Source organism: Blautia sp. JLR.GB0024 (assembly GCF_037000545.1).
Taxonomy (GTDB): domain Bacteria; phylum Bacillota; class Clostridia; order Lachnospirales; family Lachnospiraceae; genus Blautia; species Blautia celeris.
The window spans coordinates 745,014-769,184 of sequence record NZ_JBANBF010000001.1 but is presented as its reverse complement, the minus strand read 5'-3'; the positions used below and the strand labels follow the sequence as shown (position 1 = coordinate 769,184).

The 24,171-nt window shown below is 45.8% G+C and carries 27 protein-coding genes; 2 read left to right on the top strand and 25 right to left on the bottom strand.

What is annotated here, in order from left to right:
• Positions 1 to 34: 34 nt before the first annotated feature.
• Both V8Q34_RS03515 and V8Q34_RS03510 read right to left on the bottom strand, forming a co-directional pair.
• Positions 35 to 574 carry a flavodoxin family protein gene (locus V8Q34_RS03515; protein ID WP_335834818.1) on the bottom strand — a complete coding sequence of 180 codons (540 nt, stop codon included), beginning with the start codon at positions 572 to 574 and terminating at the stop codon, positions 35 to 37.
• A 24-nt stretch (positions 575 to 598) separates the two neighbouring features.
• The gene (locus V8Q34_RS03510) at positions 599 to 829 is read right to left on the bottom strand and encodes a hypothetical protein (protein ID WP_335834817.1); all 231 of its coding nucleotides are present in this window, start codon (positions 827 to 829) and stop codon (positions 599 to 601) included.
• A gap of 179 nt (positions 830 to 1,008) precedes the next feature.
• Between V8Q34_RS03510 and V8Q34_RS03505 the strand changes: the two genes are divergently transcribed.
• Positions 1,009 to 1,899: a LysR family transcriptional regulator gene (locus tag V8Q34_RS03505; RefSeq protein WP_335834816.1), complete on the top strand. Its 891-nt coding sequence runs from the start codon at positions 1,009 to 1,011 to the stop codon at positions 1,897 to 1,899.
• Positions 1,900 to 1,953: 54 nt separating this feature from the next.
• Here the strand turns inward: V8Q34_RS03505 and V8Q34_RS03500 are convergent, their stop codons facing one another.
• The 4 genes from V8Q34_RS03500 to V8Q34_RS03485 are packed head-to-tail and all read right to left on the bottom strand — an operon-like array spanning position 1,954 to position 4,595.
• Positions 1,954 to 2,823, bottom strand: coding sequence for an aldo/keto reductase (locus V8Q34_RS03500; protein ID WP_335834815.1), 870 nt, complete (start codon positions 2,821 to 2,823; stop codon positions 1,954 to 1,956).
• 35 nt (positions 2,824 to 2,858) lie between these two features.
• Positions 2,859 to 3,410, bottom strand: coding sequence for a cyclophilin-like fold protein (locus V8Q34_RS03495; protein WP_335834814.1), 552 nt, complete (start codon positions 3,408 to 3,410; stop codon positions 2,859 to 2,861).
• Positions 3,411 to 3,424: 14 nt separating this feature from the next.
• Positions 3,425 to 4,366 carry an alpha/beta hydrolase gene (locus V8Q34_RS03490; protein WP_335834813.1) on the bottom strand — a complete coding sequence of 314 codons (942 nt, stop codon included), beginning with the start codon at positions 4,364 to 4,366 and terminating at the stop codon, positions 3,425 to 3,427.
• Positions 4,347 to 4,595: a hypothetical protein gene (locus V8Q34_RS03485; protein ID WP_335834812.1), complete on the bottom strand. Its 249-nt coding sequence runs from the start codon at positions 4,593 to 4,595 to the stop codon at positions 4,347 to 4,349. The genes V8Q34_RS03490 and V8Q34_RS03485 overlap by 20 nt, the downstream gene beginning before the upstream one ends.
• Positions 4,596 to 4,743: 148 nt before the next feature.
• Here V8Q34_RS03485 and V8Q34_RS03480 point away from each other — a divergent pair, with 148 nt between their 5' ends.
• Entirely contained in the window at positions 4,744 to 5,685 is a 942-nt protein-coding gene (locus V8Q34_RS03480) for a LysR family transcriptional regulator (protein ID WP_335834811.1), read from the top strand.
• Here the strand turns inward: V8Q34_RS03480 and V8Q34_RS03475 are convergent.
• From V8Q34_RS03475 to V8Q34_RS03385, 19 genes are all read right to left on the bottom strand, one after another.
• Positions 5,618 to 6,724: an aldo/keto reductase gene (locus V8Q34_RS03475; protein ID WP_335834810.1), complete on the bottom strand. Its 1,107-nt coding sequence runs from the start codon at positions 6,722 to 6,724 to the stop codon at positions 5,618 to 5,620. The two genes, V8Q34_RS03480 and V8Q34_RS03475, sit on opposite strands and share 68 nt — an antisense overlap.
• 74 nt (positions 6,725 to 6,798) lie before the next feature.
• Positions 6,799 to 7,005, bottom strand: coding sequence for a flavodoxin (locus V8Q34_RS03470; protein WP_335834911.1), 207 nt, complete (start codon positions 7,003 to 7,005; stop codon positions 6,799 to 6,801).
• Complete coding sequence (locus tag V8Q34_RS03465; protein ID WP_335834809.1) at positions 6,972 to 7,340, bottom strand: hypothetical protein; 369 nt, start codon at positions 7,338 to 7,340, stop codon at positions 6,972 to 6,974. Before V8Q34_RS03465 ends, V8Q34_RS03470 begins: the two co-directional genes overlap by 34 nt.
• Positions 7,337 to 7,918 carry a KAP family P-loop NTPase fold protein gene (locus V8Q34_RS03460; protein WP_335834808.1) on the bottom strand — a complete coding sequence of 194 codons (582 nt, stop codon included), beginning with the start codon at positions 7,916 to 7,918 and terminating at the stop codon, positions 7,337 to 7,339. The genes V8Q34_RS03465 and V8Q34_RS03460 overlap by 4 nt, the downstream gene beginning before the upstream one ends.
• 101 nt (positions 7,919 to 8,019) lie before the next feature.
• Positions 8,020 to 8,778: a carboxymuconolactone decarboxylase family protein gene (locus tag V8Q34_RS03455; RefSeq protein WP_103732346.1), complete on the bottom strand. Its 759-nt coding sequence runs from the start codon at positions 8,776 to 8,778 to the stop codon at positions 8,020 to 8,022.
• A 51-nt stretch (positions 8,779 to 8,829) separates the two neighbouring features.
• Positions 8,830 to 9,459 carry a TetR family transcriptional regulator gene (locus tag V8Q34_RS03450; protein WP_033139794.1) on the bottom strand — a complete coding sequence of 210 codons (630 nt, stop codon included), beginning with the start codon at positions 9,457 to 9,459 and terminating at the stop codon, positions 8,830 to 8,832.
• 157 nt (positions 9,460 to 9,616) lie between these two features.
• Positions 9,617 to 9,826, bottom strand: a complete 210-nt coding sequence (locus V8Q34_RS03445; protein WP_033139795.1) for a tautomerase family protein — start codon at positions 9,824 to 9,826, stop codon at positions 9,617 to 9,619.
• A 28-nt stretch (positions 9,827 to 9,854) separates the two neighbouring features.
• Complete coding sequence (locus V8Q34_RS03440) at positions 9,855 to 10,889, bottom strand: aldo/keto reductase (protein ID WP_335834807.1); 1,035 nt, start codon at positions 10,887 to 10,889, stop codon at positions 9,855 to 9,857.
• A gap of 94 nt (positions 10,890 to 10,983) precedes the next feature.
• Complete coding sequence (locus tag V8Q34_RS03435; RefSeq protein ID WP_335834806.1) at positions 10,984 to 11,571, bottom strand: sugar O-acetyltransferase; 588 nt, start codon at positions 11,569 to 11,571, stop codon at positions 10,984 to 10,986.
• A 182-nt stretch (positions 11,572 to 11,753) separates the two neighbouring features.
• Positions 11,754 to 12,638: a LysR family transcriptional regulator gene (locus V8Q34_RS03430; protein WP_335834805.1), complete on the bottom strand. Its 885-nt coding sequence runs from the start codon at positions 12,636 to 12,638 to the stop codon at positions 11,754 to 11,756.
• Between the two features lie 149 nt (positions 12,639 to 12,787).
• Positions 12,788 to 13,360 (bottom strand): DUF305 domain-containing protein, encoded by a 573-nt coding sequence (locus V8Q34_RS03425; RefSeq protein WP_298078557.1) that lies wholly within the window; start codon positions 13,358 to 13,360, stop codon positions 12,788 to 12,790.
• Positions 13,361 to 13,473: 113 nt separating this feature from the next.
• A complete protein-coding gene (locus tag V8Q34_RS03420) occupies positions 13,474 to 14,175 on the bottom strand; it encodes a GGDEF domain-containing protein (RefSeq protein ID WP_335834804.1) in 702 nt (233 codons plus the stop codon).
• A gap of 271 nt (positions 14,176 to 14,446) precedes the next feature.
• Positions 14,447 to 14,851 carry an ACT domain-containing protein gene (locus V8Q34_RS03415; RefSeq protein WP_033139802.1) on the bottom strand — a complete coding sequence of 135 codons (405 nt, stop codon included), beginning with the start codon at positions 14,849 to 14,851 and terminating at the stop codon, positions 14,447 to 14,449.
• Positions 14,852 to 15,093: 242 nt separating this feature from the next.
• Positions 15,094 to 16,329: a sporulation protein YqfD gene (locus V8Q34_RS03410; protein WP_335834803.1), complete on the bottom strand. Its 1,236-nt coding sequence runs from the start codon at positions 16,327 to 16,329 to the stop codon at positions 15,094 to 15,096.
• Between the two features lie 20 nt (positions 16,330 to 16,349).
• Positions 16,350 to 16,625 (bottom strand): YabP/YqfC family sporulation protein, encoded by a 276-nt coding sequence (locus tag V8Q34_RS03405; protein ID WP_033143400.1) that lies wholly within the window; start codon positions 16,623 to 16,625, stop codon positions 16,350 to 16,352.
• Positions 16,626 to 16,750: 125 nt separating this feature from the next.
• Positions 16,751 to 17,287, bottom strand: coding sequence for a DUF2284 domain-containing protein (locus tag V8Q34_RS03400; protein WP_033143408.1), 537 nt, complete (start codon positions 17,285 to 17,287; stop codon positions 16,751 to 16,753).
• Between the two features lie 107 nt (positions 17,288 to 17,394).
• Positions 17,395 to 19,050, bottom strand: coding sequence for a dihydroxy-acid dehydratase (gene ilvD, locus V8Q34_RS03395; protein WP_335834802.1), 1,656 nt, complete (start codon positions 19,048 to 19,050; stop codon positions 17,395 to 17,397).
• Positions 19,051 to 19,190: 140 nt separating this feature from the next.
• Complete coding sequence (locus V8Q34_RS03390; RefSeq protein WP_335834801.1) at positions 19,191 to 21,902, bottom strand: hypothetical protein; 2,712 nt, start codon at positions 21,900 to 21,902, stop codon at positions 19,191 to 19,193.
• Positions 21,899 to 24,016 (bottom strand): efflux RND transporter permease subunit, encoded by a 2,118-nt coding sequence (locus tag V8Q34_RS03385; protein WP_335834800.1) that lies wholly within the window; start codon positions 24,014 to 24,016, stop codon positions 21,899 to 21,901. The genes V8Q34_RS03390 and V8Q34_RS03385 overlap by 4 nt, the downstream gene beginning before the upstream one ends.
• Between the last annotated feature and the right edge of the window lie 155 nt (positions 24,017 to 24,171).

Below are 24,171 nucleotides of genomic sequence, written 5' to 3'. Positions count from 1 at the left end.
CTGACTTTCTCACCCAGGCCTTTTCTGCTTTCTATTAGACATTCTTTCCTAGCTCAAAAGCTTTTTTCAGTGCCGGATGGTCCTTTACCTCTCCAGTGCCATTCACTCCGCCGGCAAATACGATTCCTGCAAACCGTGCTTTTTCAAAGCAGTCTATCCATCCCTGCAGACCTTTTTCTGCCCCATCTGTGGCAGTTTCCTCCTGCTCCGCAGCGGATGTAAGCAGGTAAATCTCCCGGAACGCATACTCTGACGAAAACAGAGGATTCGCTCTGTCAAGCATGGTTTTTAGCTGTCCGCTCATTTCGTAGTAATATATCGGTGTGGCAAATGCGATTACATCTGCACTTTTCATTTTTTCTGCAATACCTGCCGCATCATCCTGGATGACACAATGCCCTGTTTTCTGGCAGGCAAGACATCCTTTGCAAAACCCAATTGTTTTATCTCTCAGACTGATTTTTTCTGCCTGATGCCCTGCTTCCCTGGCACCACGCATGAACTCATCTGCCAGAATTTCTGAATTGCTTCCTCTTCGCAGACTTGAGGATATAATCAAAATTTTCTTACTCACTGTTCTTTTCTCCTTTCAATCATATCAAGCTTCGTTTTTTGCAATTTGGTAGACAAGGTAATCCAGACAGGAAATCCGCTGCTCTTCTTTATGCACTTCATTCAGAAGCTGTTCTCTGTGACCCTCCAACAGCAATAACTGTTCTTTTACATTACCCTCTTCAAAAAATGTCATAAATTTTTTAATGGCATCTGTCCCGCACCCTGCATCCTCCAGATTTTGAATGATTGCTTTACGGGAAGTGGACTCTAACATGAATTCTCATTCCCTCCTTTATTGTTCTTCGAACATAGTATAATCTGCCATCATGCAAATAGCCAATACTTATATTATATTCTTATCTATAGTTGAAGCCTATCGTATGTCGTGATATACTAATTTGCAGAAGATATAAAACTGACAAGCCATGAATCATTATCTCAAAGGAGGTCCTTATGGAATTACGGGTACTTCAATACTTTCTTGCTGTTGCAAGGGAGCAAAGCATTATACGGGCTGCTGAGTCCCTGCATCTGTCCCAGCCCACACTTTCCACTCAAATCAAAAATATGGAAGAAGAACTGGGCAGACAGCTTTTAATCCGCGGGACAAAAGGTTCACGGAAGGTGACACTGACCGAGGAAGGCATGATTTTACGGAAACGTGCAGAAGAAATTATGGATTTGGTTGAAAAAACAGAAAAAGAAATTTTACTTGCAGATGATATCCTCATGGGTGATATCTATATTGGCACAGGTGAAACAGATGCAGTCCGGGAAATTGCAAAAGCTGCGAAAAACTTACAGGACTCCCACCCTGGAGTTCATTTTCATATTTCCAGCGGAAATGCGGTCTACGTCACGGAGCAGCTGGACAAAGGACTCATTGATTTCGGAATTATGCTTGGTCCTGTGGACTTGACAAAATATAATGCATTAAAGATGAAAAATAAAGACATCTGGGGCGTATTGATGCGCAGGGATTCACCACTGGCACAAAAGGAAACTGTTTCACCGGAAGACCTGCTGGACAAGCCTTTGATTTTATCCCAGCAGGAGGATAAGGGCGGCAGTTTTTCCCAATGGATGAAACAGGACATATCCGACCTGAATATCGTCGCCACCTATAACCTCTTGTTTAATGCTTCTTTAATGGTCGAGGAAGGATTTGGATATGCTGTCGGGCTTGATAAAATCATCAACACCGGTGGAGACAGCCCACTTTGTTTCCGACCTCTATATCCAGTCCTGGAGAACGAAATCAGCATTATCTGGAAGAAATACCAAATATTTTCCAAGCCCGCCGGGAAGTTTATCAGTATCCTAAAGGAGATGCTCCTTTCGTAGGAGCATCTCCCTGCTTATTTCTCGCCTGGCATTAAGGTTAGGCGTGCAAATCAATTATAAACTGGTCAAAACCGGATTTTTGAGGTAATCATATACCCTTTTCACCTCACTAATTTTTCTGGTATCCAGCATAGACGGACAGTCTTTATCAAGTCCGCTGATTTTCTCTATATCCTCCGCATCCAGCTCAAAATCCCAGATATTCAGATTTTCTGCCATACGCTCCTTATGAACAGATTTCGGAATGACAATTACATCCTGCTGCACATTCCAGCGCAGAATCACCTGTGCCGGCGTCTTACTGTGCTTTGCTGCAATCTCCATCAAAACCGGCTCCGTAAACATCCCTTTTAGTCCCTCCGCAAATGGTGCCCATGCCTGAGGCTGTACTCCTAATTCTTTCATAACCTGCATATCTCCCAGACGCTGGTAGTGGGGATGACGCTCAATCTGATTCACTTGGGGAATAATTTTCACATTATTGCATAAGTCCAGCAGGCGGTCCGGCATAAAGTTACAGACACCGATGGCCCTGATTTTTCCTGCCTTATATAATTCTTCCATGGCCCGCCAGGAACCATAGTAATCTCCAAAGGGCATATGAATCAGATATAAGTCCAGATAATCAAGTCCCAGCTTTTGAAGCGACTCTTCAAAAGCCTGCATGGTCTTGTCATATCCCATCTGCTGGATATAAGCCTTTGTCGTGATAAAAAGTTCCCCTCGTGGAACAGCGGATTTCTGGATTGCTCTTCCTACTGCTTCCTCGTTTTGGTAAGAGCTTGCCGTGTCAATCAGGCGGTATCCTGTTTTAATGGCTTCTATTATTGTCTGTTCACAAACGGCAGGGTCTGTCACCTGAAATACACCAAAGCCCTCCATAGGCATTAAGGTTCCATTACTTAATTTTACATTACTTACCATAAATCATTTCTCCTTATGTTTTTCCTCTCTCCTCCCTATTCCTCATAAACTGAAACCGTAATGGAACCATTCAGTTTATCAATTTCCTCTTTACCGGATATAATCGTTCCAAGCTCATACAGGCTGCCGTTGGGGTCACAGGGAGCATAGAACATCACTACATTTCCCCACGGTTCATAATAGGACAGGGACCCGGCCTCGCCGCCACTTAAAGGGGTACCTGATGTATCCAGCTTTTGCGGAGGATAGAAAGTCATCTCATTATTGCTGAAAGGCTCCACTTCCATTGTCAGCGGCAGCTGTGCATACAGATCTTTGGCTGCCTGGCTGTTATTCAGTTCATAAATCATTTCATAATTCGCTGATTTTACAGATATTTTCATAGTTTCGTTCTCCTCTCTGTCTACTGGTCCGCTCTCAGGATGTTCCTGCTGTGAAGTGTTTTTTTCAACTGTTTTTTGCTTTTCCTGCTGTTCCGTACTGCTTTCCTCCGAAGTATCAGAAAGGGGTTGGGCGCTGCTTGAATTTCCGCATCCGGTCATGCCCAGCAGGAATACAGCAGAGATTAAAATTACGATTCTTTTCATATCCATCCCCCTGTTTATTTCAGGTTTTCCTTTAAAAATCCTTCAATCTTATCAAAGGGTATCCGGTCTGTTCTGTCATACAGGTCAATATGTTCTGCATCCTCCACGACATAAAGTTCTTTTGGCTCTGCGGCCCTTTCATAGACCTGTTCACTAAAGAAACGGGAAGCAGCCCTGTCGCCGACAATTAGAAGAATCGGGCGTGGGGAGATTTCATCTATATGGTCAAGGAGTGGATAATTGATAAATGACAGATCGCTTGTTGTGGTAAAACCGGCTCTTGCATTTGGATGGTGTCCTCTTTTAACGCCATAGAAACGATAAAACTCATCTGAAACAGAATCAAGTCCTTCCGGTATCTTTTCCACAGGTTCCTCAGGATAAGATGGAATCCATTCAGGACAGCCATTTTCAGCATCCACCCAGCGCTGTTCACTGAGTCTCTCCTTGGTCTTTTGCAGACTTTCCTTATCAGCTCCCAGACGGGAGGCTGCACTGATATCATACATGCTTGCCGTAACCACCGCTTTAATTCTTGTATCGACCTGGGCTGCTGACAGGGAAAAGCCACCGCTGCCGCAGATTCCAATGGCTGCAATTTTTTCCCTGTCAACATAAGGCAGAAGCCCTAAATAGTCCACGCCTGCACTGATATTCTCACTGAACAGGTCCGGGGAGGAAACATGGCGGGGTTCCCCAGCAGATTCTCCCATATAGCAGGGGTCAAAAGTCAGCACAACAAATCCCCTTTGTGCCAGCTCGTTTGCATAGACACAGGGACCTTGTTCCTTGACGCCGCCATATGGCGCCCCTACAATGACTGCCATATTTTTCTCTTTCTGATTCATAGCCTTTGCCGTATATAGATCGCCCGCCAAGGCTATACCGTATCGGTTGTTGTAACGGACATGCTCTCTTTTTACATTTTCATTTAATCTACAGATATAATTGCTCATGGTTCTCCTCCTTCTTTTGTTCCACAGAACGAATCATAAAATCTATCGTGTCAACTTTTTTCTGTGCGGCATGAAGATCATCCATCAATTTTCTGCGTTGTTGTTTCAAAAGCCTCAGCATATCGGATATCTGGCTTGCCTTTGCATAATACAAATACCTTGCCGCTGTTTCTTCCTGAAATCCACAATCCTTTAGACTGCTTTTCAAATATTCATTTTCGGATTTCAAACTGGAACCCTCCTTTCAAGTTCATCCTAATTATATATTTGATGGGTATATAATTACAAACAGTTGTTAATAATAGTTTATCATCGTTGACAGGAATGATAAAAAGTATATAATGGTAACAGAGGAATCTACAGGAAGAAATTTGTAAATGGGAGAATATAATGCGATGATTGAGACAAGGCTTTTACGATATTTTCTTGCTATAGCAAGAGAACAGAATATAACGAAAGCAGCAGAAATGCTGTTTGTGACGCAGTCCACCCTGTCAAAGCAAATGATGGACCTAGAAAAACAGCTTGGTAAGCAGCTCTTTATCAGGGGAAAACGAACAATCACCCTGACCGAGGAAGGAACCTTCCTGCGCAACCGCGCCCAGGAGATTTTGGAATTGCTTGAAAATACAGAAGCCGCTCTTCATGCGGATACAGAGGATTTGTGCGGAGACATTTCCATTGGCTGTGGGGAAACCATCGTTATGGATTGGATTACCGGATGTCTTCGAGAGTTTCATGTACAATATCCCGATGTCCGGTTTCACACACACAGTGGTGATGCGGATCATGTTTTGGAGCGGCTTGACAAGGGGCTTGTAGATATGGGACTCCTGCTTGGACCATTACGGCAGGAAAAATATGATTACCTTAACATTCATCAAAAAGATACATTTGGACTCTTAATCCCGAAAGATTGTGAACTCGCCAAGCAGGAAGCAGTCAATATCGACCAGTTAAAAGTCCTGCCCATGATTCTGGCAGAGCAGACCTTTTCCGGGCATCAGGAATTAGAGTGGTTCGGGTCAGATTACTCTGTCCTGAATGTTGTCGCCACCTACAATCTGATTTATAATGCTACCTTTATGGTGGAACATGGCATCGGCTATGCGCTCTGCCTTGACCGCCTGGTCAACACGGAAGGGCGAAACCTGACTTTCCGCCCCATAATCCCTGAACTGTCTGTGGATTTGTACATTGTAACAAAAAAATACCAAACGTTTTCGCCTGCGGTGAAAGCCTTTCTGGATCTTATAAGGAAAAATATTGACCGAAGTAATCAGCAATCGCTTCCATCCGTGCCATCTGATCTACCCTAAACGGACAGCGGCTGTTGCAGTGTCCGCATTGGATACAGTTATCTGCGTGAACCTCCAGCCCTTGATAATGCTTTGCCGCCATAGAATCGCCATTCTTAGCGAGGTCATAATATTTATTGATCAGTCCAATGTCAATTCCTATAGGACATGGTTTGCAATGATTGCAGTAAACGCATGTTCCAACGGCCTCTGCGGGACTGAAGGAACCGATAACAGAATAATCTTTCTCCTCTTCACCTGCCTCAAAAAAACCAAGCAGATGCTCTACTTGTTCCACACTGCTCATTCCAGGAAGAACCGTCAACACCCCTGGTCTGTCTAAAGCATACTGGATACATTGATACTGTGTGAGTGCTTTCCCAAAGGGAGAAATGGATGCATCCAGCATCTGGCCTCCAGAGAAAGGCTTCATGGCGGAAATACCGATTCCTTCCGCTTCGCAGCGGCGATAGACGGCAGTGCGTTCATCAACAGAACCTTTGGCATATTCCCCCTTTTGATAATCATATCCCGGATTAATCGAGAACATCAACATATCCACCGGAACATCCTCCAGTACCCGCTGAATGGTTGCGGGAGTGTGCGATGACAGACCGATATGGCGGACAACTCCCTGACTTTTTAATCCCAAAAGATACTGGAGCGCACCGTTTCGTTGATACTCCTTCCAGTCCGTCATTTCATCAATACAGTGGATAAATCCATAATCAATATAGTCTGTACCCAGTTTTTCAAGCTGCCACGCAATGCTGCGTTTAACCGTATCACCATCCGTACTCCATCCATATGTACCAGCAGAATAATCTGCGCCAAAGTGCATCTGATAGAAAGCCTCTTTTCTTACATCAGCCAGCGCTTTACCAAAATACGAAAATGTCCTGCCTTCCGCAGTTGCCAGGTCATAATAATTGATTCCACCTTCATAGGCTCTGCGTATAGCAGAGACGGCATCCTTCTCTTCTGCCTCTGCTATATAAGAGGTACCAAATCCAATGACACTGATTTTATCATTTGTTCGTTTATTGATTCTATATTTCATAAACATCCTCCATACCCTGGTAACCTCATCTTTTTAAGATGCTGTTAATTATATCCTTGTATCATTTTCACCAACTAATTAGCAGTAATATTGAGTCCGAGGCCATCAATCCATTCTATCATATCGGAACGCGACAAGCCACCGCTCAGTCTGTCACCGTTAAGCCAGATTGCATTGTCAGAACATAGTGAATGCAGATTTTCTGCACTTTCTCCTATACCACTCCCACCGGAAGTGCAGAATGGAACTATTGTTTTTCCAGAAAAATCAAAGTTCTCCAGAAAAGTATTGATAATTCTCGGTGCCTGGCCATGCCAGATTGGATAATAAAATGTAGCCTATCCCTCTTATGCCTTGAATTTACTGGCTTTAGCAGAAAGCACAATTGTGTACTGTGCATTATTTCTGTGTACATAAAAAGCAAACTGAATTCTTTTATAGACTCCAGCTTGCTTTTTGGTTTTTTCTCTTGTTCGTCTCTGCTTCCATCGCCTATAACTCTAAGAACAAATTGCTTATAAATTTCAATCTGAGGTAAAGTCTTTTCTACAAAATCGCTGTTGCCTTCTATAAATTTTTTCTTCTCATTTGCATCAACAATATCTAATAAAATCATACAAGGCTACTTCTATAAATAAGTTTATCTCTAAGTGATAAATGATAACACATCCCTAGCTCATCTGCAATCTTTGTTAACCAATATGTTTTTTCAGTATTAGTGTTACCACATTCAACAGTACGCTTTGAGTAACTGCTCATTTCTGGTAAATTTACATTTTCATCAAAAAATTTATTCAAATATCTAGTAGCATCAAATCCACTACCATAATAATTGGATATGGTATGTACCAATTGTTCTTTATTTACAGATACTACAAATATAATGCGGTCATCTTCAAAGTAATGTTTTATCCTTTCTAACATTTCTATGGCAAATGTCGGTTTACAGCGATCTAATTCATCAATAAAAATAATTAATTTCTGTGTTCTTTCCACAATGATATTATCAAAAACATCTTTTACCCTCTCTCGAATTTCTTCTTCCGTTTGTACAATCGATAAAATATCTGTACTTTTACCTTTTATTTTTTCAACCATGCCTACCATGTTGATGGACAGTTTCTTCGTATCTTTGATAAACTGATTGATAAAGTGCGGCGTTACTGGAACTCTGTCGTGTCCGATGATTCCCACATGGGCCACCAGTGTCCAGGTTGGATGTTCTCCATTCATAGTTCCGATCACGGTTACCGGCATCACTTTTAAAGCAATGCCGGTTTTTAGTAGTCACCAAATCATCTCAATTTTCCATACTGTTCATCATTAACCGCTTCCAGCCATTCATTTGATCCGTTTTCTGCAGGCACTTCTATGGCCAGATGGGCAAACCAGCTGTCCGGCGCCGCACCGTGCCAATGCTTCACTCCTACAGGAATATTGATACAATCACCCGGCTTCATCTCAACAGGTTCTTTCCCCCATTCCTGATAATAGCCTCGTCCGCCTACACAGATGAGGATCTGCCCTCCGCCTTTGTCCGCCTGATGGATATGCCAGTTATTACGGCATCCCGGCTCAAACGTCACATTGTAAATACCTACCTGTTCGGAAGAAACCGGGGCCAGATAACTCTGTCCGGTAAAGTACTGTGCAAACCCATCATTTGGCATTCCTACAGGGAAAAAGATGGTATTCTGGAACTTGTCTTTCTCCGTCTCTTCCTTTTCCGTCTCATTCCATACTTCTTTCGCCAGCTTAAATGCCGCCCATCCTTTTGGCCATCCTACATAAAAGGCAATGTGGGTGAGAACATCTGCGATTTCTTCCTTTGTCACTCCATGTGCTTTTGCATTCTGCAAATGATAGATCAGAGAGGAATCGGTGATCCCTGATGACACCAATGCTACCACAGTAATCATGCATCTTGTTTTCAGATCGATGGACTGGCTGTTCCATTCCTCACCAAATAAGATGTCATCATTGAAATGTGCAAATGACGGAGCAAATTCTCCTAATTGATCTCTTCCTGCAGTCTGTACGATTTTTTCTGACATTGTTATCCTCCTTGCTTGTAATTAAATTTTTCACTCAGTTTATATGTGTTTTTATTTCTTATCCGGAAGCAGCTGCATCAGGCACTGAAAGGTGATCTCATAAATGGATTGATATACATAGTTGACCCCAGCCTGTTCCATGGCCTCCTTTTGCTTTTCCGTCACTCTTGTGTACGGATAAATGCCATAGATAAAAGGGAAAAATTCGTAAATAAAATCCTGCTGCTCTTTTAGTTCCATATCCGGGAAAAACTTGCTCATGCATCTTAACATTGTTCTCATAGATTTTCCGTAAGCCTTCTTAAAATCCACCAGATTTTCCAGGCGGCTGTTTTCTTCCATGTCATACATATTCATGGACATGATTTTTAAGAGCTGCTCCCGATGCTCCAGGCTTTTTGCTATCTGGCCTGCAAAATCTTTCTTTGAAAGTGTCTCATTCCCTTCTATGATCTGCTGAAGTTCATCAATCCATAATTCATATTCCCGTTTCAGTAACTCCAGAAAAATCTCCTCTTTCGTCTGAAAATAATTATAGATTGACGTTCTGGTAAAGGATGTCACTTTTCCAATCTCTTTTAAGTTGATTTCCCGAAAACTCATGGTCTGGTATAGCTGTTCACAGGCCTTTACAATTTCTTCCTTTCTGGCGGAAGTCCGCTCCGGCGATCCTTTTGGCATTTCCTGCTCCCCCTCTCAAGTTGTTCATCTAATTTTCTGACACCGTGTCACTATAATAGTTATAGCATTGTCCTGACATTGTGTCAACATTCAGTTAGAATCTCTCCATTTTCTCCGAGGGCATGCAGATTTCTCCTGATGGCAATCCTGTTTCGTTCTACACACCGGGCTTTACATACATGATATCATCCGTTAACTTTTCCATAGACTGATTCCAGTTTTCTTTCAAAATATCTTCCACTGAAACCGATACATACTTACCATCAATCTGAAGCTCTGCAGTAATGAACTCATGTACCCTCTCCGCTAATTTCTTTTTTTCTTCTGCAGTTCTGCCCGGAATCATTGTGATTGCAATATGCGGCATATTTCTTTTCTCCTCTCTGATTGTGGATTTATATTCTCTGATCTCCTGTGGACCACACTGGTTTCTTCTGCATATTCGCCTGGTTCTGGGCCATAACGCCGGCCAGTTTATGGGGAACGTACGTCTTCTCAAGATACTTCATTTCTTCTTCTGTCAGTTGTATGTCCACAGCATGTGCAGCTCCCTCGATATGTTGAAATTTTGTGGCGCCCACCACCGGAGCCGTTACTTTGGACAGAAGCCAGGCCAATGAGATTTCTGTCATAGACACACCCCTTTTTTGTGCCAGCTCTGCTACCCTGCTTATGATAACTTCGTCCTGTTCCTTTGTCCCGTCATATTTAAGCCTTGCATAGTCATCTTCCTGCAGGCGCTTTGATGTCTCCCCCGCCTGTTTGGAAAGGCGTCCGCCAGCCAGCGCACTGTACGGTGTCAATGCAATATTTTCTTCCCGGCAATAGGGAACCATTTCCCGTTCCTCTTCCCGGAAGATAAGATTATAATGTCCCTGTACAGAGACAAACTTTGCGAATCCTTCCCGCTCCGCTAATGCGTTTGCTTTGGCAAGCTGCCAGGCGAAGCAATTGGAAATACCGATATATCTGGCTTTTCCGGCTTTTACCACACGGTTCAGCCCCTCCATGATCTCATAAAGTGGGGTCTTAAAATCCCACATGTGGTAAATATAAAGATCCACATGATCCATGCCCAGATTTTTAAGGCTCTGATTTATCATACGCTCAACATGCTGTTGTCCGGTAATTCCAGCCTTTATTTCTTCCTCTGTCCGGGGGAGGAATTTTGTGGCGATTACCAACTCATCCCTTTTGGCATAATCCCGCAGTGCTTTTCCTACATATTGTTCACTGGTTCCGCTCTGATAGGCGATGGCTGTATCGTAAAAATTCACCCCCAGCTCCAGGCCCCTTTTTATGATCTCTCTGGAATGCTCTTCATCCAATGTCCATGAATGCTGTCCCCTCTTTGCATCTCCAAATCCCATGCATCCCATACAGATGCGTGATATTTTCAAATCCGAATCACCTAATGTTGTATACTTCATAATTATTTTCCCTTCCTTTCCCGGCACATATATCAAGTTTTTTTAGCCATTTGGCTATATTTTCCAGCAGCTCGGCGCCGCCGTCCGGTTATCATCAGATATCTGCCTCCCTCCTCTTTTTTACCTTACATGGATTCCCACAGGCTACTGCCCCGGCCGGTATGGACTCTGTTACCACACTTCCGGCTCCGATCACTGCATGATCTCCGATGGTAACTCCCGGCAGCAGGATCGCGCCTCCGCCGATCCATACCCCATCCCCTATGCGGACAGGCTGTGTCCATGTTTTCACATATACGGCACCGTCATCTTCTTCCCAGAACCGTTCGCTTGTTTCTTTTGCATGTACAGCCGTATAGATTTTTACATCCGGTCCGATCAAAGTGTTTTTTCCTATGGTGATTTTCCCTGTATCCAGCAACGTGCAGTTCAAATTGATAAAGCTGTTGTCCCCGATGAAAATATTGCTTCCGTAATCCACATAAAATGCCTGGTTCACACGGACATTTTTTCCGGCTGCTCCCACAAGCAGATCTAAGACCCGTTTTTTCTCATTTTCGTTTGCCGCAGGAATCCTATTATACTCCCGCATCAGATCTTTAGCCCTGTACTGCAGCGAACGAAGTTCAGAGTCACGGGCATCGTATATTTTGCCGGACTGCTTCTTTTCAAACTCAGTCATCTTCCAATACCTCCTTTAGCTATAGGTCTATTATAAATTCGCAGTCCGCTTTTCGTCCAATGCTTACATTTTATCGTTTATCATACGCTGAGCGTATGATTCCGGGCATAAAATAAGGGTGTACCCAAAGCCATGAAAGACTTGAGGAACACCCTCTGTATTTTAAAAAATCGTATTTATTGTTACTCGCCCCATTTATGAGTGTGCAGCATTTGAATAAACAAGGATGCCGCCGGCTGGAACAGGTGATTCTTTTTCCAAAGCAGGACGCTCCGCGTTGTATGTTCCGGATAGACTGGGCAAAAACAAATATCCGGACTGCAATGAACAGACAATGCGCCGTCCAGACATACCGCACAGCCGATACCTGCTTCCACCAGAAGTGCCACATTAGAAAGCAGATTGTAATTTACAGGGATGTTCAGATGGCTTTCTTCACACTGCAGCCAGTTCAGCACTTCATTTCTTGCATTTTCCCTTTTTGGCAGAATTAAGGGATATTCTCTTAGATCCTGCACATAAATCTTGTCTTTTTTTGCCAGCAGATGATCTTTGCGAAGCAGTACGCCCCAGCTCTCTTTCTGTGACAGGCGGAGAAATTCATATTTTTTGGTATCAACCGGCTCCAGCAACAGGCCCAGATCCAACAGCCCTTTTTCCAGTTTATCTTTGATATTATCAGCCATCTCGTTATATAAATCGAACCTGACATCCGGATATTTTTCCAGAAACTGCTTCATATATCTTGCCAGGACACGGCTTCCCAATGCCTCTGATGCGCCAAGTGAAATCACTCCGCTGATGGCTTCATTTTTCCCTGTAAAGGTCTGTTCTGCCTTATCCGCCAGTTCTACAATCTCCTCTGCCTGTTGTTTGAACAGCATTCCATCATCTGTCAAAGTCAGGGAGCGTTTCCCCCTGATGAGCAAGGTAGTGCCCAATTCATTTTCAAGTTCGATGAGCTGCCTGCTGAGTGTAGGCTGCGTCACATGCAGAATATCTGCGGCTCTGGTGATATTTCCCTCATTGACTGCTGTCAGAAAATAACGAAGTACCCTTAATTCCATACGCCTGCCTCTCTCAATGTCTCTTATTGTTATCGTGGAATTTGTCTGTGTCTTAATTCATTGTAACATATTTGATATGCAATCGGCAGGATATTTTCGGGGCGCAGGCGATAAAAGGTGGGGACACTGTCTTACGGTGCCCCCTGAACTTATTTTTGCGTGATCTCCCCTAGAAGCTGCTGCATCTCCTGAACACCCTTTTCCTGGGAATCAATGATCGACTCCAAAATCGGTTTTAATTCCGGACAGATACAAAACTTAAGTGCATTTTGGGACATAAGGACAGCACCCCTGTGGTGGGGAATCATCTCACGCATGAAATTTGCGTCAATGCAGTTGTCGGTGCAGGCCGTGTGCATTTCCCTGAACATATTCCGAAGGATGCACTCATTGCTGCGCTGGTAGTAATTCAACGCCCGGGGTGTATTTCTCCGGCGGCTGCATTCGGAGCAGATGGCCTCCATACTGCAGATACTTTCTTTCTGGGAGCATATGATATTCTGGGCAATGTTCTGAAGCGGTATGCATGTCGTAAAGCGCAGCAGATTTTCCGACATTTTGATGGCTGCCCGGTGGTGCGGGATCATCTGTTTGATAAAGTTTGCGGAAATACTGTCGGTAAGGCAGACAGATGTCATGTTCTCGATCATTGTATCTAGGATGCACCGGTAACGTTTCACATAATCTATAGTGTTATTGCTCAGCTGGCATGTATTTGTCATTTTTATTTCCTCTGTGCGCCTGGTGCGCACTTAAATCAGCTCATTATACATTATGCCGGCTTATGCGTTGCGTGAATTTATCCGAAATGCGCTTCTCCCTTTCCTATCCCGGTTCAAAAGAGTCTCCAGATACCCGTAGTCGCAGAAGTTTTCAAACTGCAGCCGATATTCAGCTTTTCAATACGGTTGGCATTAAGGCGCAGGGCTTCGCTGAATTTATCCTTTGTCTCCTCAAGCAGCTCCTGAAAATAGGAAGGGATAAATAAATGACGGATGGCATCGCTGCTTAAATTGACAAAATATACTCCGTTAAAACCAGGTGCCCAAACAGACAGGAATGTATCCGCATCCTGTTTCTCCAAAAGTATCTGTTCTAACTTCTTGTTTAGAACACGTAACTGACGTTCTTTTCCGTTCATCCTGCGGAAAACTTCCGGCTTATCCTGATTCAGGCAAAAGGCTACGAATTCATCACCGCCAATGCGGTATACATATTCCGGACCAAACACCTGCCGGAGCACCTCTGCCAAATCCTTCAGCATTTGATCACCTGCTGCATGCTCCATATGATTGTTGATCTCGTGAAGCCCGTTTGCATCCATATAAACGCAGGTAAATGTCCGGTAACTTCCGGCTGCAAGCATCTCTGCATCGGAACGAAAGCAGTTTCGGTTTTTAATACCGGTGAGAAGGTCACGGTTTGCACTGATTTCCAGCCTTTCATTTTCTTTCGAGCTCTCTTTCAGACTCAATATGATCCATATAATAATTGCCGCGGTAAGCAGTAAAAATGCTGTGATACACATGCAATACATCTGGCCCCCTATCACGCGGTCAGGAGCGTCTATACCTCACTCTTTTATCAGCTTATGTGGGGATACCCTATCCGAAATATGCGGGGAAATCGTGAAACCTTAAACAGATACTATCTCCCCTGCCTCACTTCCCTGCTGGATTGCCTTAACAAGGAAGATATGGAAGGGTTTGCGGCAGAGCTGAAGACTGTTTTAAGTTCTGATGTTGAATTTTCAGTCAAGAAGCTTATTGATCTGGGAATAGCAGAGGCATCTGTAATCCTTTAAACACTTACAGGACACAGTGTCCTTTGGCCTGCAGGCAGTTTTTCACCTCATTGATACAGTCCACATGGAGGATCATGATAGGCATTCCCGAACTTCGATTGAAGGAAAGGTATAGATAGTCCACATTGATATTGCTGTCCAAAAGAGAGACCAAAAGCCTGTCCAGGGCACCGGGATTGTCATCCAGCTCCACGCCCAGAACATCCGTGTCGCGGCAGATAAAACCTTCTTTGGAAAGGGCCTCCAGCGCCCGCTGCGGATCAGAGACCACCATTCGGATGATGCCGTATTCGGCACTGTCGTTTGTGACAGAGCCCATAATATTAATATTTTCCCGTGCCAGGATACCGGTGACAGACTGCAGCATCCCTTTCTTATTTTCTGCGAATATGGATATTTGCTTTAACATATATTCCCCTCCTGTAAGTAAAAACGTTAGTAGAATCCAACACAAGTATATGTTCTCTTCCACGGTTCTGTCAATACATTTTCCCCAAGGCAGGGTGCGTGAAATTTGTCCCCGGCAGGTTTTTACATCTGTCGGGGACGGAAGGATTCTAAACGCAGCCTTTTCACAGCTGCACACAGAGCGTCTTCTTTCCTGATTTAGGCTTTCATGACCGTTCCCGCATTCCACGGGCAGCAGTAATTTTAGTTTTCCTCTGCCTCTTCTGCATTTGGGGCAGGCTGTTCCAGAATCTCCACCGGCTGTTTTTCCGTGGATTTTTCTATGATTGTCAACTGGCCTTTTGCCACGCAGACATTGTTAAGCACCTGTATTTTTACATGGTTCTCTTTTACCTGTACTTCTTTTTCGCGCAGGGTATCAAGCAGAAGTTCAAGCTGTTCCTGCGCTTTTTTCTCAGCGCCTTCCTTTGTGTATTTGAAGGGCTTTGTGACACTCTCATAATCTGTGCTGCTTCCGTAGAAAATGGGAAGGCGGAAGTTCTCTGTCAACCGGACCTGATGCAGCTTGGTTACGGTATCAAACTGGTCAAAATGATTCTTCCCTTTCAGATTGATAAAGTAATCACCTAACTGCAGGACCGGGCCTTTCTTGGCTTCCCCGGTATAGACATTCTTCTGAAAATGTATGTCGAATTCATGGTAATACTGCATCTGGGACTGAATATAGATGTCAGCATCGGATTCTGTGTATTCATACCCCACCACTTCCTTGCTGTCGTTCATAATATCCACCCTGCCGGATACCAGAGTCTCGCCTTTTTCGCAAGTCTCTCCCACTTTTTTGCAGGGCGTGCCTTTTCTGGTGATCATGGAGACAATGGTTCCTGATTTTCCGGCAATTATGCTGCTGGGATTTTCCTCGGTCTGTTTTATTATCTTGTTTGCCGTGGCATTTTCTTTTACTTCCAATATGAGCCGGGTGCCGGATATTTTTGCGGATACCCAGGTGATGTCAGGAAATTCCCTGCGCATCTGTTCCGCTATGTAGGAGCAGTCCACATCTTTTTTTAAGATACCGTGATGGATTTGGATCTCATCCAGATAATTGAGTATGGTCTGCGTGCTGTTGTGGTGGTTTCCCTCCACATGAATGTTCCAGATATGCTGGGACAATACCATGAGCAGAAAAAATCCTGCCAGAATGCCGATAAAAAATGCCTTTCTTTTTTTGTTCCGGTAAAAAAAGAAGGGCAGTCCGTATTTTTTTATGATTTTCACACGGGAACCGGTCTTTCGGCATATGGGTTTCATCTGGTAAAACCCGGAGATACTCACATTCATTTCGTAGAACCCTTCCCGGTTCTGCAGATCCCAGACAGGGATATTATGGTGGGCACACATATTCAGGAAACGTTCCGGGCCGCCGCTTTGCAGACGGATGCGGACATAGCCTTTGCAGTAATAATTCCAAGCCTTCAACTTTGTTACCTCCCATTTTCTTATAGAAAGGAAACACGACAGATGCTTCCTGTGATCTTCATCTCTTCGTTGGTGTAGTAGTCAATGGTGAGGTGGGTTCCCTCTATTTTTATAGCATCGTGTTTGGTGAGGAGAATAATGCAGGTGTCCTCATACTGGCGGATGCATTTGTAATTTTCTATAAAAAGCTCCCTGGAGCCGGTCATGGTGAAGATGGCTTCCCGGTATGCCAGGTCTTTGGGGATTTGAAGGGAGTCGGCGATGCGGCCGGTGATGGGGGTGGATTTTTTGCGCATGGGGGTGCTCCGGGGTGATGTCTTACTATTATGAGTATGCGAAAAGTGGAGAATTGATGACAAAAGGGGGCGGGAGTTCCCGGTATGGGACGGTTCCGCCCTCCTGATCTTTGATACCTTGCAATCTATTCGATAAAAAGAATGCCGAACCAGAGAATCTGGTTTGGAGACAGGGTAAAATCCAGATTATATTTTTCAGCCAGTTCACTGACGATGATGCCGTGGCTCTCCACACAGGGATGCATTTTCTCCGGGAAACGGCAGGGGGCATCCGGATACGTGCATGTTTCACAGATGTCACAGGATTCTGTGGAGAGAGCCATACACCCGGTTCCCTGGGACTTTATGAACTGTTCGATGGCGGCTGTTATGTTTTCATGTTCCCTGCGGGTGGACAGCATCTCTTCAAAATTGATGACATCGGAGACCTCCGCTATGGTGGAGAACAGAAAGCATTCTTTGTAGGCAAGACAGCGGTGCCTGCACTCCTCCACACTTCCCACAGCCGGCGGACAGGCCCAGGTGGACTGGAAACGATCGCACTCTTTTTCGCAGATCCATCTGACGCGGTAGGAAAAATCAATTTCCTCCGGACTGAAGAAGGCATATTGATAAACCGGATACTGACAGATGAACTCTTCTATTTTTTCGTGTGATATCATTGGTAAATCCTCTTCTTTCTCTTTTCTTTCCTCTGCAATATGTCTTTTATTATACAGGAAATGCCGCATTATGGCAATGCGGCATTTCTATGGTGTACGGCAGGGCCTCAGTCCAGGACCGCCCCTCTGCTGCCGGAGGAAACACTTTTGGCATATCTTCTCAGATATCCTTTAAGCGCTTTTTCTTTTGGTTTCCAATCGACCCTTCTGGCCGCCAGTTCCTCGTCGGAGATGAGAATATTGATCCGGCAGTCTAAAATATCAATTTCAATCAAATCTCCATCCTCCACCAGCCCGATATTCCCCCCGTCTGCCGCCTCCGGGGATACATGGCCGATGGCGGCTCCTCTGGTTGCCCCGGAAAACCGTCCGTCAGTGATCAGCGCCACCTTGTCACCGAGGCCGCTTCCCATAATGGCTGAAGTCGGATTGAGCATTTCCCGCATTCCGGGGCCGCCTTTTGGACCTTCATAGCGGATGACGACTACATCGCCTGCGTGGATCTTTCCTGCATAGATGGCAGACAGGGCCTCTTCCTCTCCGTCAAAGACGCGGGCCCTGCCTGTGTGCCGCATCATTTTCTCGTTCACGGCAGATTTTTTGACCACACAGCCCTCCGGGGCGAGGCTGCCTTTCAGCACAGCGATACCGCCCCCGGCGCTGTAGGGCCGGCTGATTGGACGGATGATGGAGGTGTCTCTTATCTCATGTCCGCTTATATTTTCTTCTACGGTTTTCCCTGTACAGGTAAGCAGCTCTGTATGCAGGAGGTTTCGCTTACTGATTTCATGCATCACGGCAGGGATGCCGCCTGCTTCTTCCAGTTCCTCTATATAGTGGTTTCCTGCGGGAGAAAGGCGGCACAGATTCGGTGTTTTCTTTGAAATTTCATTTGCCAGATCCAGGTCAATCTCTATCTCACACTCATGGGCAATGGCCGGAAGATGAAGCATGCTGTTGGTACTGCAGCCAAGGGCCATATCTATGGTCAGGGCATTTTCAAATGCCTCCCTGACCATAAGATCCCGGGGCTTCACATCCTCTTTGACAAGTTCCAGGATACGCCGCCCGGTCTCTTTTGCAAGACGCAGCCTGGCGCTGTAGACAGCCGGGATGGTTCCATTTCCGGGAAGGGCCATCCCCAGCACCTCTGTCAGGCAGTTCATACTGTTGGCAGTAAACATGCCGGAACAGGAGCCGCAGGTGGGACATGCTTTCTTCTCATAAGTACAGAGCGTTTCCCCGTCTATGCGGTTTGCCTTAAAGGAACTGACCGCCTCGGACACGGTGGAATAGCTGATGTGCTCTTTTTTGGAAATGCCGGCGAGCATAGGCCCTCCGCTCACAAAAATGGAGGGAATGTTCAGGCGTGCGGCTGCCATGAGAAGGCCGGGAACATTCTTGTCACAGTTCGGCACCATGACAAGGCCGTCAAAGGGATGAGCCATAGCCATGGCTTCTGTGGAATCTGCGATCAGCTCTCTTGTCACAAGGGAATACTTCATTCCCTCATGTCCCATGGCAATTCCATCGCACACTGCGATCGCCGGAAATACAACAGGAACGCCGCCTGCCTCAGAGACACCCTGCTTAACCGCTGCAACTATCTTATCCAGATTCATATGCCCCGGCACAATCTCGTTTTGTGAACTTACAATTCCGATCAGCGGCTTCTCCATCTCATAATCTGTCAGTCCAAGTGCATAGAGCAGTGCCCTCTGCGGCGCGGCCTCCACTCCCTTTTTGATTCTGTCACTACGCATTTTTTATACCTCCTGGTTTTTCTGTATTATATCGCAGTGGTTGTATACTGTCAATATAGTTGTATACTCTATTTGCAGATGACAGAATCAAAAAAACGGTACAGCCACAATGTGCTGTACCGCCTGATCAAAGATTTATCTTATTCTTCTGTCTCGATCGCGTCTGTTTCAATGATAAATTTCACGTTGCTGTTCATGTTGTCTGCTTTTCCGCTGAAGGTATCATAAGTGCAGTTTTCAGAATTGAGGGCTTTTAATCGGTCCAGGACATCGCCCAATTCATCTTCTATGGTGTCCTTCATCTTTTTTGTGCCTTTTTCGTCGAATTCCTTCATGCCGTCCTTCAAGGTTTTGGCGCCGTCTTTGAGCTGGGAGATGCCGTCCTGCACCTGGCCGCTGGCATCCTGCAGGGTGTTGCTGCCGGTCAGCAGTTCGCCGGTTCCTGAGGTAAGAACGGAAGCCCCTTCCCGCAGTGTGCCGCTGTTTGCGGAAAGCGTGGAGGCTCCGGAAGAAAGCTCTGTGCTTAACGCGTCAAGGCCCTGGCTGAGCTCTGAGGTGCCGCCCTGTAATGTTCCCACACCCTGTACCAGTATGGGAGCCTTTTCTTTCAGCTCGGCTGCGCCGTCCAAAAGCTGCCGGTTCGCGCCTCCCAAGTTCTGGAAACCGTCCAGAAGCGCCTGAATCCCTTTGCCTGCCTCGGGAAGTACGGAGGTCTTCTGATCCAGAAGATTCACACTGCCTGAGAGCTGGCCGATGCCTCCTTTTAACTGCTGCATGCCTGTGTTGAGAGCAGATACACTCTCCTTTAATGTCTGCATGGAAGCTGTGGGAATCTGGTCCTTTACGGCTGTGATGCCTTCCAGCTTCTTCTGGATCGACGGCAGTTCGGTGCCGCAGAGTTCATTTACTGTGGATTCGACTGTCTGATAAGAGCCTGCCATCTGTTCCATGGCCCCGATAATTCCGGAGGGATCAAACGCAGGAAGGTTCACCTCCACTGCAGGCGCCTGGATGTGCTGCAGTTCCTCTACATTTTCTGCGGACACGGATACATTGCCGAGCTGGCCTTTTGCTGCTTCCAGAGCACTTTTGACTGCCTCATCATCTGATGCGGCGATCTGCGCGTCCAAAGCGTCTCTTGCTGCCTGGAGCTGGGCGTTGGCAGCATCCTCCGCATTTTGGGCTGCGTTTTGTGCTGAAGACTGAAGCTGAGCGTTCTTCTCATCAATACTGCCGTTTACAGAATCCGTTATCATCTGTTCTGCCTGGGCAATGGCTTTTGCCGCCTCTGTCTGGATTGTGGTCAGATAAGACTGCAGAGAGCCGAGACCTGCCTTGAGGTTTTCGCCTGCCGCCATCATTTCACCCACCGGTTTGGCAATCTTTTCCTGCATAACAGAGGAAAGGCCCTCTGCCTCCCCAATCAGCTCCTGTCCGGTGCCTGTCATCTGGTCTATCAATGCCATCATGTCATTGATCTCTTCAGTATCCAGAGTATCCTTTAACTGCTGTGTTCCTGCGGCAAGTGTATCCGCAGCAAGGCGGATGTCATCCTTGGTGCTTCCTTTTCCGTCCAGAACACTGTTCAGTTGTTCAATGGCACCCTTGATCTCCGTCAGGCCCGATACAAGGGGTCTGAGTCCCTCTGCTCCGGCTGCAAGCTGCTTTTCTCCGCCGATATAGGCCGCTGTGCCGTCTGCAAGCTTTACTGCGCCGTCTGCATACTGCTTAACGCCATTCACCACTGTGCTGACACCATTTACATACTCTGTGACCTTGCCGGTCAGGACACCGTTGCTTCCCAGGTAAGTCTGGATCCCGTCATCCAACTGGTCTACGCCGTCGGTATAACTGCCGATTCCGTCAGCAAGCTGTGCGGCACCGCTGTCCAGTGTTTCGATTCCGCTTTTCAGGGTGTTGACACCATCATCAAATTCTTTGTATTTGTCATCCAGCGTGCCGGCCCCTTTGGAAAGCTCTGCGGAACCGTCTACCAGCTTCAGTGCGGCGTCCTCCAGATCATTTAAGGCATCCTTTAGTTTATCCATATCTGTGATGTCATCGGTTTTCAGTTCCTTCATAACATCTGTCAGCGCTATGGTAAAGGTGGGGTCCATGGAGAAATTCTTTACATCCGCGGACACTTCCAGGTTCTCCGGCAGATTTATACCTTCGCTGTCACTGTCTTTGTTCAATTTTTTGTCAAGGCCCAGGCTTTCTTTCAGGCCGGGCATGGCAATGCCGAGTACAATGTTTCGGTTGCCGTCTGAGATTACCTTGCCGTTATCGATCACAACATTTGAAAACGTCTCCTCAGGCAGGATCAGACCTGTCAGCATCACAAAGGGACTATAGAGTGTCTCTTCTTTTCCGTCCACCTTTACGGTCTGCTTTGCATGGTTTTCGTATTTGATCCTGATCTGCAGGTGGCCGCTTTTGCCGGCCAGATCCTCCGGGTTCATTTTCTTTCCGTCCAGGTAATACGTGAAGTTAACGGTTACGGGAAGGTCCTTTCCTGTTTTGCCCTGATAATAGATATCCTGCCCTTCGGTATTCCATGTGACAGAATTTCCGCTTTCGGTATAAGTCTCATCGCCCTTTACGTTTTTTATGTCTTTCAGATCCGTCCGGTCCTTTAATGTCTTCTTTGTACCTGCATTTTTCAGCCAGTTAGACACGGTCACGTTCTTTTCTTTCCCTGCAGCATCCGCGTTTACATAGACGGTTTCTTCCTTGGATACTTCTTTCTCATTTTCCCCTGCTGCGTAGACCGGCATGGCACCCATAACAGCAGCCATGCTCACGGCAAGTCCTGTCATCATCTTATTCTTCAGCTTTCTGTTCCTGTTCATTCCAATACTTCCTTTCCTGATGAGCACTGTTTTTTTGCCTTCTTTCCCAGAAATCCTATGGATGTCTTACAAATCACTTTGTCAAATATCATAAACATGGCCGGAAGGACCATGATAACTACTGCCATACTGATAAGAGCGCCTCTTGAAAGCAGTGTACAGATAGAACCAATCATATCCACCTTGGAGTAGCAGGCAACACCGAACGTAGCGGCGAAGAAACTGCATCCGCTGGTGACAATGGAGAGCATGCTGGCCTTATGGGCAATGGATATGGCCTCCTTCTTGCTGTGTCCTCTCTGGCGTTCCTTCTGGTACCGGCTGGTCATCAATATGGCATAATCCACAGTGGCACCCAATTGAATGGTACCTATGACAATACTTGCCACAAAGGGAAGGCTGGTTCCCTGATAGAACGGCACTGCCATATTCACAGCTATGGCAAACTCTATCACCGCCACCAGAATAACAGGGAGGGACAGGGACTTAAATACCAGCATGATGATAATGAAAATGGCAGCAATGGAGATAATATTTACATTGCGCAGGTCCACATCCGTTACATCCTGCAGATCCTTCATCAGCGGCGCCTCACCGATCACCATAGCGGAGCTGTCATAGGATTTTACGATCTTATCGATAGCCGCGATCTGCTTATTGACCGTAGGTGTGGCTGACTCATATTCGGAGCAGACAAAAGCCAGCTCGTACTTGTCACTCTGCAGCATCTTTTTGATATCCTTAGGTATCATGGAATCAGGAATGGACGGGCCGAACAGGGAGTTCATGCCGATGGTCCATTTGATGCCGTCCACCCGGTCAACCGCCTCCATCATGTCGCGTTTGTCTTTGCTGTCCATGTCCTTGTTCATAAGGATCATATGCATGGTACTCATATCAAAATCTTCCTGCAGCTTCTCATTTGCCACATTGCCCGGAAGGGATGCCGGCAGAGACTGGGCGATATTGTAATAGACCTTTGTATGGTTGTTTCCGTAGATGGCCGGGAAAAGCAGAACCAGAAAAACGACCAGCCACAATTTATAATGCTTTGTAATGAACCGGGAAGGTTTCTCAACATTTCGTATGAGCGGTCTGTGTCTTGTCTTCTCAATGGCCTTGTCAAAGATAAGGACCATGGACGGAAGCAGGGTGACACAGCATACCACACCGATCACAACACCCTTTGCCATGACAATGCCCAGGTCCCTGCCCAGGGTAAAGGTCATGCAGCAAAGAGCTGCAAATCCGGCAATGGTGGTAACCGAGCTGCCCACAATGGATTTGAAGGTATTGGAAATCGCATGCCCCATAGCCCTGTTTTTGTCTCCCGGAAAACGGAGTTTATTCTCCTCATAACTGTTCAGAAGGAAAATGGAATAATCCATGGTAACGCCAAGCTGCAGCACAGCGGTCAGTGCCTTGGTAATGTATGAAATCTCCCCCAGGAATATGTTGGTTCCCATATTGTATAAGATAGCGCAGCCGATGCTGAGCAGGAAAAGCACCGGAACCAGGAAGGATTCCGTGGAAAGCTCCAGGACCAGAAATGCCAGACATGTGGCAATGACCACATAGATGGGCAGCTCCTGCAGGGATATGTTCTTAATGTCTGTGACGATCCCTGTCATACCGCTGATAAAGCACTGCTCATCTGCCGCTTTTCTCATCTGCGTCACAGCTTCCATAGCCTCATCGGAGGATGTGGTGTTGTCAAAAAGCGCCAGCATCATGGTGGCATCTCCCCGGAAGAAGGCTTCCCGCAGGTCTTTTGGAATCATCTCCACCGGAAGACTGATATCTGCCACATCATCATACCAGAGCACATCTTTAACATGCGGTATCTCACTGAACTTATCCTCCAGCTTCTGCGCATCCTTCAGGTCCATATTTTCCACAACAACCATGGAAAATGCGCCCATTCCATACTCATCCACCAGAATATCCTGCCCCTTTACGGTTTCCAGGTGTTCCGGCAGATAACTGAGCAAATCGTAGTTAATTCTTGTTTTAGCCATACCTATTACGGATGGAACCAGCAGAAGGATTCCCAGCAGCAATATGAGAACCCGGTGTCTGGCTATCCACTTACCCGTTTTGACCAAAGAAATCATCCCCTATTCTGTTTATTTCTCGTTTTCATTTCAACCTTCATTATATATGAAAATGACCAATAGTCAATATTTAAAAGTCACAAGAATCTACGAAATAACAAAATGAATTTTGGTCATTTTTTAGATATTGACTTTTAGTCATTTCTATAGGATAA

What these genes read in the sequence shown, in the direction of transcription:
- V8Q34_RS03510 (WP_335834817.1), bottom strand. Translation starts at nt 829, where the DNA reads ATGTTAGAGTCCACTTCCCGTAAAGCAATCATTCAAAATCTGGAGGAT.
- V8Q34_RS03505 (WP_335834816.1), top strand. Translation starts at nt 1,009, where the DNA reads ATGGAATTACGGGTACTTCAATACTTTCTTGCTGTTGCAAGGGAGCAA.
- V8Q34_RS03500 (WP_335834815.1), bottom strand. Translation starts at nt 2,823, where the DNA reads ATGGTAAGTAATGTAAAATTAAGTAATGGAACCTTAATGCCTATGGAG.
- V8Q34_RS03495 (WP_335834814.1), bottom strand. Translation starts at nt 3,410, where the DNA reads ATGAAAAGAATCGTAATTTTAATCTCTGCTGTATTCCTGCTGGGCATG.
- V8Q34_RS03490 (WP_335834813.1), bottom strand. Translation starts at nt 4,366, where the DNA reads ATGAGCAATTATATCTGTAGATTAAATGAAAATGTAAAAAGAGAGCAT.
- V8Q34_RS03480 (WP_335834811.1), top strand. Translation starts at nt 4,744, where the DNA reads ATGGGAGAATATAATGCGATGATTGAGACAAGGCTTTTACGATATTTT.
- V8Q34_RS03475 (WP_335834810.1), bottom strand. Translation starts at nt 6,724, where the DNA reads ATGAAATATAGAATCAATAAACGAACAAATGATAAAATCAGTGTCATT.
- V8Q34_RS03465 (WP_335834809.1), bottom strand. Translation starts at nt 7,340, where the DNA reads ATGATTTTATTAGATATTGTTGATGCAAATGAGAAGAAAAAATTTATA.
- V8Q34_RS03455 (WP_103732346.1), bottom strand. Translation starts at nt 8,778, where the DNA reads ATGTCAGAAAAAATCGTACAGACTGCAGGAAGAGATCAATTAGGAGAA.
- V8Q34_RS03450 (WP_033139794.1), bottom strand. Translation starts at nt 9,459, where the DNA reads ATGCCAAAAGGATCGCCGGAGCGGACTTCCGCCAGAAAGGAAGAAATT.
- V8Q34_RS03445 (WP_033139795.1), bottom strand. Translation starts at nt 9,826, where the DNA reads ATGCCGCATATTGCAATCACAATGATTCCGGGCAGAACTGCAGAAGAA.
- V8Q34_RS03440 (WP_335834807.1), bottom strand. Translation starts at nt 10,889, where the DNA reads ATGAAGTATACAACATTAGGTGATTCGGATTTGAAAATATCACGCATC.
- V8Q34_RS03435 (WP_335834806.1), bottom strand. Translation starts at nt 11,571, where the DNA reads ATGACTGAGTTTGAAAAGAAGCAGTCCGGCAAAATATACGATGCCCGT.
- V8Q34_RS03430 (WP_335834805.1), bottom strand. Translation starts at nt 12,638, where the DNA reads ATGGAATTAAGGGTACTTCGTTATTTTCTGACAGCAGTCAATGAGGGA.
- V8Q34_RS03425 (WP_298078557.1), bottom strand. Translation starts at nt 13,360, where the DNA reads ATGACAAATACATGCCAGCTGAGCAATAACACTATAGATTATGTGAAA.
- V8Q34_RS03420 (WP_335834804.1), bottom strand. Translation starts at nt 14,175, where the DNA reads ATGTATTGCATGTGTATCACAGCATTTTTACTGCTTACCGCGGCAATT.
- V8Q34_RS03415 (WP_033139802.1), bottom strand. Translation starts at nt 14,851, where the DNA reads ATGTTAAAGCAAATATCCATATTCGCAGAAAATAAGAAAGGGATGCTG.
- V8Q34_RS03405 (WP_033143400.1), bottom strand. Translation starts at nt 16,625, where the DNA reads ATGCGCAAAAAATCCACCCCCATCACCGGCCGCATCGCCGACTCCCTT.
- V8Q34_RS03400 (WP_033143408.1), bottom strand. Translation starts at nt 17,287, where the DNA reads ATGATATCACACGAAAAAATAGAAGAGTTCATCTGTCAGTATCCGGTT.
- ilvD (WP_335834802.1), bottom strand. Translation starts at nt 19,050, where the DNA reads ATGCGTAGTGACAGAATCAAAAAGGGAGTGGAGGCCGCGCCGCAGAGG.
- V8Q34_RS03390 (WP_335834801.1), bottom strand. Translation starts at nt 21,902, where the DNA reads ATGAACAGGAACAGAAAGCTGAAGAATAAGATGATGACAGGACTTGCC.
- V8Q34_RS03385 (WP_335834800.1), bottom strand. Translation starts at nt 24,016, where the DNA reads ATGATTTCTTTGGTCAAAACGGGTAAGTGGATAGCCAGACACCGGGTT.